This window comes from Roseateles sp. P1_C1_2 (genome assembly GCF_056406535.1).
The window spans coordinates 1-11,609 of record NZ_JBFUAB010000044.1 but is presented as its reverse complement, the minus strand read 5'-3'; the positions used below and the strand labels follow the sequence as shown (position 1 = coordinate 11,609).

12 protein-coding genes are annotated in these 11,609 nt (G+C 67.0%); 9 read left to right on the top strand and 3 right to left on the bottom strand.

Translation table 11 applies throughout. The annotated features are described in order from the left end of the window. Positions 1-78: 78 nt before the first annotated feature. From lolD to AC1D2H_RS29315, 3 genes are read left to right on the top strand one after another with little or no spacing between them, the layout of a single operon-like run. Positions 79-765 (top strand): lipoprotein-releasing ABC transporter ATP-binding protein LolD, encoded by a 687-nt coding sequence (lolD, locus tag AC1D2H_RS29325; RefSeq protein WP_477936362.1) that lies wholly within the window; start codon positions 79-81, stop codon positions 763-765. After that, on the top strand, positions 762-1,616 hold the full coding sequence (gene purU / locus AC1D2H_RS29320; protein WP_478013342.1) for a formyltetrahydrofolate deformylase: 855 nt from the start codon (positions 762-764) through the stop codon (positions 1,614-1,616). The genes lolD and purU overlap by 4 nt, the downstream gene beginning before the upstream one ends. 15 nt (positions 1,617-1,631) lie before the next feature. Beyond that, on the top strand, positions 1,632-2,462 hold the full coding sequence (locus AC1D2H_RS29315; protein WP_477936366.1) for a TatD family hydrolase: 831 nt from the start codon (positions 1,632-1,634) through the stop codon (positions 2,460-2,462). On the opposite strand, the gene AC1D2H_RS29310 is transcribed toward AC1D2H_RS29315, so the two are convergent. The 3 genes from AC1D2H_RS29310 to AC1D2H_RS29300 are packed head-to-tail and all read right to left on the bottom strand — an operon-like array spanning position 2,437 to position 4,468. After that, positions 2,437-2,802: a hypothetical protein gene (locus tag AC1D2H_RS29310; RefSeq protein ID WP_478013341.1), complete on the bottom strand. Its 366-nt coding sequence runs from the start codon at positions 2,800-2,802 to the stop codon at positions 2,437-2,439. The genes AC1D2H_RS29315 and AC1D2H_RS29310 overlap by 26 nt on opposite strands. Before the next feature lie 17 nt (positions 2,803-2,819). Then, a complete protein-coding gene (locus AC1D2H_RS29305; protein ID WP_478013340.1) occupies positions 2,820-3,644 on the bottom strand; it encodes an MOSC domain-containing protein in 825 nt (274 codons plus the stop codon). A gap of 14 nt (positions 3,645-3,658) precedes the next feature. Further along, positions 3,659-4,468, bottom strand: coding sequence for a mechanosensitive ion channel family protein (locus tag AC1D2H_RS29300; protein ID WP_477936371.1), 810 nt, complete (start codon positions 4,466-4,468; stop codon positions 3,659-3,661). A 48-nt stretch (positions 4,469-4,516) separates the two neighbouring features. Here AC1D2H_RS29300 and AC1D2H_RS29295 point away from each other — a divergent pair, with 48 nt between their 5' ends. The 6 genes from AC1D2H_RS29295 (at position 4,517) to AC1D2H_RS29270 (ending at position 11,133) form a co-directional block, all read left to right on the top strand. Continuing rightward, positions 4,517-5,041, top strand: a complete 525-nt coding sequence (locus tag AC1D2H_RS29295) for a DNA-deoxyinosine glycosylase (protein WP_478013339.1) — start codon at positions 4,517-4,519, stop codon at positions 5,039-5,041. A gap of 10 nt (positions 5,042-5,051) precedes the next feature. Continuing rightward, entirely contained in the window at positions 5,052-6,476 is a 1,425-nt protein-coding gene (locus AC1D2H_RS29290) for an amidohydrolase family protein (protein ID WP_478013338.1), read from the top strand. Beyond that, positions 6,473-7,246, top strand: a complete 774-nt coding sequence (locus AC1D2H_RS29285; RefSeq protein ID WP_478013337.1) for a spermine/spermidine synthase domain-containing protein — start codon at positions 6,473-6,475, stop codon at positions 7,244-7,246. Before AC1D2H_RS29290 ends, AC1D2H_RS29285 begins: the two co-directional genes overlap by 4 nt. A gap of 15 nt (positions 7,247-7,261) precedes the next feature. After that, a complete protein-coding gene (gene tfpB / locus AC1D2H_RS29280; RefSeq protein WP_477936379.1) occupies positions 7,262-9,043 on the top strand; it encodes a type IV pilus assembly ATPase TfpB in 1,782 nt (593 codons plus the stop codon). A gap of 105 nt (positions 9,044-9,148) precedes the next feature. Then, the gene (locus AC1D2H_RS29275; RefSeq protein ID WP_477936381.1) at positions 9,149-9,613 is read left to right on the top strand and encodes a tripartite tricarboxylate transporter TctB family protein; all 465 of its coding nucleotides are present in this window, start codon (positions 9,149-9,151) and stop codon (positions 9,611-9,613) included. A gap of 8 nt (positions 9,614-9,621) precedes the next feature. Further along, complete coding sequence (locus AC1D2H_RS29270; protein WP_477936383.1) at positions 9,622-11,133, top strand: tripartite tricarboxylate transporter permease; 1,512 nt, start codon at positions 9,622-9,624, stop codon at positions 11,131-11,133. Positions 11,134-11,609 lie beyond the last annotated feature (476 nt).

Sequence of the window (11,609 nt, the reverse complement as noted above, 5' to 3'; positions counted from 1 at the left end):
CGCTGGCGCTGTCCTTCCTCGCCACGCTCTACCCGAGCTGGCGCGCCAGCCGCGTGCAGCCGGCGGAGGCGCTGCGTTATGAGTGAGCAAATCCTGCAAGCCACTGGCCTGACCCGTCGCTTCAGCGAAGGCGGCCTGGACGTCACCGTGCTCAAGGGCGTGGATCTGCATGTGTCGCGCGGCGAGACGCTCGCCATCGTCGGCGCCTCGGGCTCGGGCAAGAGCACGCTGCTGCATCTGCTGGGCGGCCTGGATGTGCCGACCTCGGGTGCCGTCACGCTGATGGGCCGTTCGCTGGCGTCCATGGACGAGGCCGAGCGCGGCCGCTGGCGCAACCAGCAGCTGGGCTTTGTCTACCAGTTCCATCACCTGCTGCCGGAGTTCTCGGCGCTGGACAACGTCGCCATGCCGCTGCGCATCCGCCGCCAGACACCCGCCGACGCCCGCGCCGCGGCGGCCGAGATGCTGGCCCGCGTCGGCCTCAAGGAGCGCGTCATGCACCGCCCCGCCGAGTTGTCGGGCGGCGAGCGCCAGCGCGTGGCCATCGCCCGCGCCCTGGTCACCCGGCCGGCCTGCGTGCTCGCCGACGAGCCCACCGGCAACCTCGACCGCGACACCGCGTCGGCCGTCTTCGAACTGATGCTGGAACGCGCCCGCGAATCCGGCACGTCCTTCATCCTCGTCACCCATGACCGCGATCTCGCGGCGCGCTGCGACCGGCAGCTGCGCCTGGTCGCGGGGCAATTCCAGGCAACGCCCGCATGAACCCGCGCTTCGTCCTCAAGCTCTCCTGCCCCGACCGCGCGGGCATCGTCCATGCCGTCACCGGTGTGCTGCTGCAGCAGGGCGGCAACATCCTGACGTCGCACCAGCATGGCGATGCGGATCACGCCCGCTTCTTCATGCGCATCGAGTTCGAGGCCCAGGCCGAGGAGGCTGCGCTGCAGGCCGCGTTCCAGCCTTTGGCGGACGAGTTCGGCATGGATTGGGAATTGGCCGCCCGCGCCCGCAAGACCCGGGTGCTGCTGCTGGTGTCCAAGCTCGGTCATTGCCTGAACGACCTGCTGTTCCGGGTGAAGACCGGGCATCTGCCCATCGAGATCCCGGCCATCGTGTCCAACCACCGCGACTTCTACCAGCTCGCGGCCTCGCACAACATTCCCTTCCACCACTTCCCGCTGCTCGGCGCCACCGACGCGCAGAAGGCAGCCCAGGAAGACAAGATCCGCGAGGTGGTGGCCGACAACCAGATCGACCTCGTCGTGCTGGCCCGCTACATGCAGATCCTGTCGCCGGAGCTGTGCCGTGACCTGTCGGGCAAGGCCATCAACATCCACCACAGCTTCCTGCCCAGCTTCAAGGGCGCCAAGCCCTATCACCAGGCCTATGAGCGCGGCGTCAAGCTGATCGGCGCGACGGCCCATTACGTGACCAGCGACCTCGACGAGGGCCCGATCATTGAGCAGGAAGTGGCCCGCATCGACCACAGCATGCCGCCCGAACAGCTCGTCGGCATCGGTCGTGACATGGAATGCGTGGCGCTGGCGCGGGCCATCCAGTGGCATGCCGAGCATCGCGTGCTGTTGAACGGCAACCGCACGGTCGTCTTCCGCTGAGATACAACTGAAGGCATGTGGATAGACACCCACTGCCACCTCGACGCGGCCGAGTTCAACGCCGACCGTGACGCCGTCGTCGCCCGTGCGAAGGCCGCGGGCGTCACGCAGATCGTCATCCCGGCCGTCGACGCGGGCAACCTGGATGCGGTCCGGATGCTGGCCATCCAGCATGACCTGCGCTACGCCCTCGGCATCCACCCGCTGTGCGTGATGCGCGCGGCCGAGGGTGATCTCGACAGGCTGGCCGAGGCACTGCAGACCCACCATATCGACCCACGCCTCGTCGCCGTCGGCGAGATCGGGCTGGACTTCTTCGTCGCAGGCCTCGACCCCGACGTCCAGCAGCATTTCTATGTCGAGCAGCTCAAGCTGGCCAAGCGCGCCGGCCTGCCGGTGCTGCTGCATGTGCGCCGCAGTGCCGACAAACTGCTGGCGGGCCTTCGCCGCATCGGCTTCGCGCATGGTGGCATTGCGCACGCCTTCAACGGCAGCGAACAGCAGGCGCAGGCCTTCATCGATCTCGGCTTCAAGCTCGGCTTCGGCGGCACGGTGACCTTCGAGCGCTCATTGCAGATCCGCCGCATCGCGGCCAGCGTGCCGGAGACGGCGCTGGTCATGGAGACGGACGCGCCGGACATTCCGCCGCAGTGGCTCTACAAGACGGCCGGGGACCGCGAAGCCAGCCCGGGGCAGGCACGCAACGAGCCGTCCGAGCTGCCGCGCATTGCGCAGAGCCTTGCTGAGCTGCGCGGCTGGTCACTGGAAAAGACGGCGGCGATCACGAGCGAGAACGCGCGCGCGGCCTTGCCGCGGCTGGCTAGTGAACGGTGGTGTTCAAGCTGAATTCGTCCACGTACTCCTGATCGGCCTCGGCCGGCAGGCAGCGCCGGTCGGCAAACATGTCGCGAGCGACCCGCTTGGCATCCCTGGATGCGAGACCGCCCTCCACGCGAACGTTCTCGATGCTGCCGTCGGCCTTGACCAGAGAGCGAATGACGAACTTGAAGTCGCCGGCGGGCATCTTTCTCAGCATGTCGACCCGTGGCGGCGGGCAGCGCCCTTTGGAGGAGTTGGCGGCCGCCGAAGCAGGGCTGGCAGCGGGAGTTGCCGCGGTTGCGTCGGGTTCGGCGGCCTGACAAGCCAGTGCGGCGCAAAGAGTGCTGAAGAGAAGGACGTATTTCATTGGTGTTGAGAGAGGTTTCAGGCGTCAGCAAAATTCAGCGACAACTCGACCCGGTCGCCGACGCGCAACTCGCCGGCACCGCTGCCGCGTGCATAGATGCCGAACTGCACCGGCGCGCCGGGTGCGCGCTCGGCACTCAGCTGCGTCAGGGCGTCCAGGGCCGGCGGCTGGGGCAGGCCGGTGGTCGGGTCCACCGTCGGCACGACGCAGCGAACGCAAGGCAGTGTGCGGCTCAAGGTGAGGTCGCCGACACGGGCTTCAGTCAGAATGTCTTCGATGAAGGCGGGCAGGGCGTCGCCCCCGTCGTCGGCGCGCAGCAGCAGATTGGGCCGGGCCCGCTCGGCCGGGCGGCTCAGCGGCTGGGCCATGGCTTCGGACCAGGCGCGCAGCGAGCCGTCGCCGACGAGGTGCAGCGCGTTCAGGATCGGGCGGCGCTGGGCCTCCAGGCTCAGGCGCACCAGGCGCAGGCGCTCGCCGGTCGTGGCGCGCAGCAGGGCGGCCACGTCGTCGCCGGCATCCCAGGCCTGCAAGGTGTCGAAGTCCTGGCGCTCGCCGTTCCAGCCGCGCACGCCGACCGCGCTGCCGGCGTCGGCGGCCACCTGCAGCACCCGCCCCTCGGCTTCCAGTTCCAGGCCGCCGGCCAGCAGGCGCGCGCTGACCAGCGCCAGGCGCGGGTGGGCGCCCATCCAGGTCAGCTCGCCGCCCGCATCGACCACACCCCAGCCCCGGTCGCCCACGGGCCAGCCGTCGGCGCCCAATTCCAGCGTGTCGACGGCCTCGCCAGCGCAGGACTTGACCGGGTAGCGCCACAGCGCGGCGATGCGGGCGATCAGATCAGCCATGGGGCGTCTCGACGTCAACGGTTGCGGGGGGCGAGTGGCGTCTCGGGCACCGGGTAGCCGGCGGCACCGAAGGTCGCGACGACGGCCTTGTGGGTGTCGAAATAGACCTGCCAGTAGTGATCGGTGTGGCAGTAGGGCCTGACGCAGAGCAGCGGGCCCTCGGGCGTGAACTGCAGGATCTCGATGTCGGGCGCCGGCGTGGCCAGCACGTTCGGAATGGCCGCGATGGCGGGCCTGAGGCGCGCGATGGCGTCCAAGGGGTCGACGCTGTTGGCGACCTTGGCCAGGCAGTCGACACGGCGGAAGGCCTGTGCCGAATAGTTCTGGATGGCGCCGCCGAACACCGTGTTGTTGCCGACGATGGTGTGCACGTTGTCCGGCGTGTTGATCGTCGTGCCGAACAGGCCGATCTCGGTGACGGTGCCGGTCACGCCGCCGGCCTGCACGAAGTCGCCGACCTTGAAGGGCCGCAGCACCTGCATGAAGACGCCGGCCGCAAAGTGCGTCAGCAGCCCGCCCCAGGCCGTGCCGATGGCCAGGCCCGCGCCGGCGAGCAGGGCGGCGAAGGAGGTGGTCTTGACGCCGAAGATGTCCAGGATGGACAGGATCAGAACAAGGTTGAGCAGCACGCTCAGGATGGAGCGCAGATAGGTGACCAGCGTCGAGTCGATGCGCTTGCCGCGCAGCAGCGCGGCCGAGAACACGCGCAGCGCCATTGAAATGAGCCACCGGCCCACGACCCACGCGGCGATGGCCGCGAGTATCTTCAGTCCGAAATCCGCACCTTGAGTGCTGAGAAACAGCCAGATGGCTTCCGTGTTCATGTTGTGATGCTCCCTGTGAAAACCCGCGCATCCTCGCAGCCACCGGCCGTGTTTGCCAAGTCCCCGAACGCCCCGGTCGAGCGCCTTGTCGGCCTCGCCCCCGTTTTCGACACGCGCGCACGCCTGCTCGTGCTTGGCAGCTTCCCCGGTGCGGCCTCGCTGCAGGCGGCGCAGTACTACGCGCATCCGCGCAATGCCTTCTGGCCGCTGATGGCGGCCCTGCTAGGTGATGCCGGGCTTGCCGGCATGCCCTACGACGCGCGCTTGCAGGCCCTGCGCGCGCATCGCGTCGCGTTGTGGGACGCGGTGGCCGCCTGTCGCCGCGAGGGCAGTCTCGACACCGCTATCGAGGCCGCCGAGCCGAGCGACCTGCTCGAACTCGTCGCCCGCCTGCCCGAACTCCGTGCCATCGCCTGCAACGGCGCGCTGGCGCACAAGCAGACGCTGCTGGCGCTGGGTGAGCCCGGCGTGCCGGTGGTCAGGCTGCCGTCCACCAGCCCGGCCCATGCCGGCCTGGCTTTGGCCGACAAGATCGCCGCCTGGCGGGCCGGGCTGGCGCCGTATCTGGCCTAGGATGCCCCGCATGAAAAGATTGCTGACGGCCGCGTTGGCGGCCTGGGCGGGTTGGGCCGCTGCTGCGCCGGCCATTCCCGCCGACCTGATCCTGCGCGACGCCACCGTCGTCGACGTGGCCGCCGGCCGACTGCTCAAGAACCAGGCCGTCGTCACCCGCGGTGAGCGCATCCTGGCCGTTGTCGACGTGAAGCAGCTCGGCCGGTACAAGGCCAGGCAGACGCTGAGCCTCAAGGGCCGCTACCTGATCTCGGGGCTGTGGGACAGCCATGTCCACTTCGGCGGCGGCGAGGCGCTGATCGAAGAGAACCACCAGTTGCTGCCGCTCTACCTCGCCCATGGCATCACGACGGTGCGGGACTGCGCCGGCGACCTCAGCAGCACGGTTCTGCAGTGGCGCGACGACATTGCCGCCAAGAAGCTGCTTGGCCCGACGATCTTTGCGTCCGGCGCCAAGCTGGAGGGCTACAAGCCGCTGTGGAAGGGCACGCAGGAGGTCGGCACGCCCGAGGAGGTCGGACAGGCGCTGGACAAGCTGCGCAACGACCGTGCCGACTTCGTGAAGATCACCGAGAACACGATGCGTGCCGACATCTATCTCGACGCGCTCCGCCAGGCCAAGGCGCGCGGCCTGCCGAGCTCGGCGCATCTGCATGGCGCGGTGACGCTGGACCAGGCGGCCGAGGCCGGCCTGGGCACGCTGGAGCACCTGAATTATCTGCTGCGTGCCGCCACGCCGCGCGAGGCCGAGCTGACGGCCCAGGTGGCCGCCGGAACGATCACCGCGCGTTCGGCTGCCGAGCAAAGCCTGGCCAGCTATGACGAGGCCACGGCACGCGCCGCCTTCAAGCGCCTGGCCGAGCGCGGCACGGCCGTCGTGCCGACGCTGTCCGTCATCCGCATCACGGCCTATCTGGACCAGGACGACCACGCGGGCGACCCCTATCTGAAGTACATCGGCCCCAAGCTGCGCCAGACCTATGACTGGCGCGTCAAGCGCGCGGCGCTGGACGGGCCCGACGCGATTGCCTACCGGCATGCCAGCTATGAAAAGACCGCCCGCCTGTTGCCGCTGCTGGCCGAGGCCGGCGTCGAGATCGTGGCCGGCACGGATGCCGGCTTCCTGAACAGCTTCGACTATCCCGGCCAGGCCCTGCATGACGAGATGGCCGTCTATGTGCGCTCGGGCCTGACGCCGGCCCAGGCCCTGCGCTCGGCCGTCGTTGCCGGCCCGCGCTTCCTGGGCAAGCTGGACCGCTATGGGACGCTGGCCGAAGGCAAGGTCGCCGACATCGTCGTTTTGCGCGCCAACCCGCTGGAGGACATCGCCGCCACGCGCCAGATCGATGCCGTCGTCACCCGCGGCCGGCTGCTGGACCGCCGGCGCCTGGACGCGATGTTGAAGGAAGTCAGCGACTGGGTGGCCACGCAATGAGATCCAAGCCGCAAACCTGGGGCCYGGCGACGCTGAGCGAGTTCGATGGCGTGCGCTTCCTGCATCTGGATTCGATCTGGGTGCAGGGCGCCATGCGCATCAGAAAGCCCGATCAGCTGGAGCTGGAATACATCCAGCGCATGTGTGCCTGGATGCTGTGGCGCGAACCGGCCACGCTGGGTGAAGGCCATGCGCTGCAGCTGGGCCTGGGGGCAGCGGCGCTGACGCGCTTCTGCCATGGCCAGCTGAAGATGCAGACCACGGCAGTAGAGATCAACCCCGAGGTCATCGCCGCCTGCCGGCATTGGTTCCGCCTCCCCGGCAACGATGCGCGGCTGAATGTCGTCAACGAGGACGCGGCGCGTTGGGTGATGGACGACGCCCATCTGCAGACGGTCGACGTGCTCAATGTCGACCTCTACGACCACGACGCCGCCGCGCCCGTGCTGGACGACGAGGCCTTCTACGCCGCCTGCCGCGGCGTGCTGGCCGATGGCGGGCTGATGACCGTCAACCTCTTCGGCCGCAGCGCCAGCTTTGCGCGCAGCGCGCTGCGCATCGCCCGCGCCTTCGGTTCTGACCAGGTCTGGAGCCTGGCACCCACCAAGGAGGGCAACACCATCGTCGTCGCGGCCCGCGGCGTGCCGGTGCCGCACCGTGAAGTTCTCGAGCAGCGCGCGGCTAATATCGAATCGCGCTTCAAACTGCCGGCCCGCAAATGGCTTAGGCTGGTGCGGCCCTTGCCGATGAGCATCCTCAACGCCCTTTGAGAAGCAGAGCCCTCGATGTCGACCAAGTCCAAGCCCTTGGCTGCCCCCACGAAGACCGAAGGCCGCCTGGAATGGCGCCAGCTGCTGCACTGGCTGCAGGAGGACGGCCTCATCGACGAGACGCAGGTGCAGCGCACCGAGCAGCGCTTCGCGGCGGGTGACAGCGCCTTGCACCCGCTGGTGCGCCTGGGCCATGCGGCCCTGGTGCGGCTGAGCACGGGTAAGCCGCTGGATGTGGACGCCTTGTCCGAATGGCTGGCGGTGCGCGCCAAGCTGCCGTATCTGCGCATCGACCCGCTGAAGGTGGACGTGGGCCGCGTCGGCGACGTGATGTCCATCGGCTACGCGGAAGCCAAGCGCTGCCTGCCGGTGCAGTTCGGCCTCAACGACGTGACGGTCGCGACGTCCGAGCCCTTCGACACCGGCTGGGTGGCGCAGATCGAGTCGCATGTGCGCAAGCCCATCAAGCTCGTCATTGCCAACCCGCTGGATATCGCGCGCTACACGACCGAGTTCTTCACGCTGGCGCGCTCGGTGCGCGCCGCGGCCAAGGCCGGCGAGCAGAGCCAGGTGGCCAGCTTCGAGCAACTCGTCGAGCTGGGCAAGACCAACAAGCAGCTCGACGCCAACGACCAGGGCGTCGTGCAGGTCGTCGACTGGCTGTGGCAATACGCCTTCGATCAGCGCGCATCGGACATCCACCTCGAGCCGCGCCGCGAGATGGGGGTCATCCGATTCCGCATCGACGGCGTGTTGCATACCGTCTATCAGCTGCCGCCGACGGTGATGAGCGCGATGACCTCGCGCATCAAGCTGCTCGGCCGCATGGACGTCGTCGAGAAGCGCCGCCCGCTGGATGGCCGCATCAAGACGCGCAACCCAGCCGGCGACGAAGTCGAAATGCGGTTGTCGACGCTGCCGACCGCCTTTGGCGAAAAAATGGTCATGCGGATCTTCGACCCGGAGACGGCGGTCAAGGATCTGTCGTCCCTGGGCTTCGGCCAGCACGATGCGGACCGCTGGGAGGGGCTGGTCAAGCAGCCCCACGGCATCATCCTCGTGACCGGGCCCACGGGCAGCGGCAAGACGTCGACGCTGTACTCCACGCTGAAGCGCCTGGCCACCGACGAGGTCAACGTCACGACCATCGAAGACCCGATCGAGATGATCGAGCCGTCCTTCAACCAGACCCAGGTGCAGAACGTGCTGGACTTCGGCTTCGCCGAAGGGCTGCGCGCGCTGATGCGCCAGGACCCGGACATCATCATGGTCGGCGAGATCCGCGACCTGGAGACGGCCGAGATGGCCATCCAGGCGGCGCTGACGGGTCACCTCGTCTTCAGCACGCTGCACACCAACGACTCGGTCTCGGCCATCACGCGCCTGCAGGACCTCGGCGTGCCCAGCTATCTGATCAGCGCCACCGTCATCGGCGTGCTCGCCCAGCGTCTCGTGCGCACGCTGTGCCCGCATTGCAAGCAGCCCGACCCGATGGTCACGCGGGAGAGCCTCAACGACCTGGTGCGCCACTGGCGCCTGGGCGGGGGTGTCAAACCTTTCAAGCCGGTGGGCTGCCTGGAATGCCGCAACACCGGTTTCCGCGGTCGCGCCGGCCTTTACGAATTGCTGACGGTGACAGAAGGTGTCAAGGGTGCACTGGCCGATCTGACGGCCCTGCGTCGCCAGGCCATGCAGGAGGGCTTGCGCCCGCTGCGCCTGGCCGGAGCGATGAAGGTCGCGGAAGGGATGACGACCGTGGAAGAAGTGCTGCGCAGCACACCCGCCTGGGAAGGCTAGGGCGCCGTTTGTCTTACGTGTAATCCACAGTCGGGCCCATGGGATCCGACTGACAGAATCGTCCGCAACAGAACGCGCGCCCTACGGCGCCGGAGGCGACAAGCAATGAAGATCAAAAGCCAGCGGGACTTCTGGTCCGGGCTGATGTTCCTGGTGGTGGGCGTGGCGTTCGCATGGGGGTCGACCGAATACTCCTTCGGCACCTCGGCCCGGCCCGGTCCCGGCTATTTCCCCTTTGGCCTCGGCATCCTGCTGGCCCTGCTTGGCGGCCTGGTGCTGTTCAAGGCGCTGACGCTGGAATCCGAAGGGGGCGATCCCATCGGCCCTATCGCCTGGCGCCCCCTGCTCATCATCGTTGCCGCCATCGCCGTCTTCGGCGTCGCGTTGCCGCGCCTGGGGCTGGCCTGCACCCTGCCGATTCTCATCACGCTGTCGGCACTCGCCGGCAGCGAGTTCCACTGGCGTGACGTGCTGATCAGCAGCGTCGTGCTGACGGTGGGCAGTTGGGCCCTGTTCATTCTTGGCCTGAAGCTGACCATCCCGCTCTGGCCCATCTACATCACCGGCTGAGGGCGAACATGGACCTGCTGAACAACCTCGGTCTCGGATTCCAGACGGCGCTGACGCTGCAGAACCTGCTGTACGCCTTTTTCGGCACGGTGCTGGGCACGCTGATCGGGGTGCTGCCCGGCCTCGGCCCAGTCGCCACCATCGCGATGCTGCTGCCGTCCATCTACACGCTGGATGCGACGCCCGCTCTCATCATGCTGGCCGGCATCTATTACGGCGCCCAGTACGGCGGCTCCACGACGGCCATCCTGATCAATGTGCCGGGCGAGTCCAGTTCGGTCGTGACCGCCATCGACGGCTACCAGATGGCCCGTCGCGGGCGTGCCGGCGCCGCGCTCGCCGCCGCCGGCCTGGGCAGCTTCTTCGCCGGTTGCGTCGGCACCATCATCATTGCGGCCTTCGCGCCGCCTCTGACTGAACTGGCCTTCAAGTTCGGCTCCGCGGAGTACTTCTCCCTGATGGTGCTCGGCCTGGTGGGTGCCGTCGTGCTGGCGTCTGGGTCGCTGATCAAGGCCATCTCGATGATCTTGCTCGGCCTGCTGCTCGGCCAGATCAATACCGATGTCATCACCGGCACGGCGCGCTTCTCCTTCGATATTCCCGAACTGACCGACGGCATCGGCTTCGTCGTCATCGCCATGGGCGTGTTCGGTTTCGGCGAGATCATTGCCAACCTCGGCCAGCCTGAGGAACACCGCGAAGTGTTCACCAAGGAGGTCAAGGGCCTGTGGCCAACAAAGGAAGACTTCAAGGAGGCGTGGCCCTCGGTGCTGCGGGGCACGGCCCTGGGGGCGGTGCTGGGCGTGCTGCCTGGGGGCGGCGCGCTGTTGGCGTCCTTCGCCTCCTACACGCTGGAGAAGAAGGTCGTACGCAACCCCCGCGTCCCCTTCGGCAAAGGTGCCATTCAGGGCGTGGCTGGTCCGGAGAGTGCGAACAACGCCGGCGCGCAGACGTCCTTCATCCCCATGCTGACCTTGGGCATCCCGCCGAATGCGGTGATGGCGCTGATGGTGGGCGCCATGACGATCAAGGGCATCCAGCCCGGCCCGCAGGTCATGACGAGCAATCCGGAGCTGTTCTGGGGCCTGATCGCGTCGATGTGGATCGGCAATCTGATGCTGATCGTGCTCAACCTGCCGCTGATCGGCATCTGGATCAAGCTGCTGACGGTGCCCTATCGCTTTCTCTTCCCGGCCATCGTCGTCTTCTGCTGCATCGGCACCTACTCCCTGAACAACAACAGCTTCGACGTCTACCTGACGTCGGCCTTCGCGCTGGTGGGCTATATCTTCTACAAGCTGAGCTGTGAGCCGGCGCCGCTGCTGCTGGGCTTCATCCTGGGTCCCATGATGGAAGAGAACCTGCGCCGGGCCTTGTTGCTGGCGCGCGGGGACTGGAGCACCTTCCTGACCCGCCCGTTGTCTGCCGGCCTGCTGATTGCCGCAGCGCTGATGATCGTGGTCGTCATGCTGCCATCCATCAAGAACAAGCGCGAAGAAGCTTTTCAAGAAGAGGCGTGACGGTCAGCCCGTAGATAGATCAAAGGGGTCGGGATGCGGGAGCGTCCCGGTCTTTTCTACTTTTGGCGCCAATGAGCCGCCTATCAATGCGTGCAGGTCTTTGCGCGGCCTTAATTCAAAGAAAGCAGAGCAGGGCTTTCACGTACGGAAAAACCTGTGCTACAGTCGTGGGCTTCGCTGATCACAACGCAGCGCTTGTCGGGAACGGCAGCAGTGGTGGAGTGGTTGGAGAGGGGCTGGATCTGGGCTTCGGTTTGGATCTGGTGGCGAGCTTGAGAGAGTTGCCGAGTGCTTCGAAAATAATTTTCAAAAGTACTTGACGACACTGCGAAAGCAGATCAAAATCTCGCCTCTTTGCTGCTGACGAAGCGCTTCGGAAACGAACAAATCGGCGGTAGTAAGGAAAGCAAGTTGCCGAGTATTGAGAAAAGAAATTTTCAAAAATACTTGACGACGAAGCAAAAAGCAGATTAGAA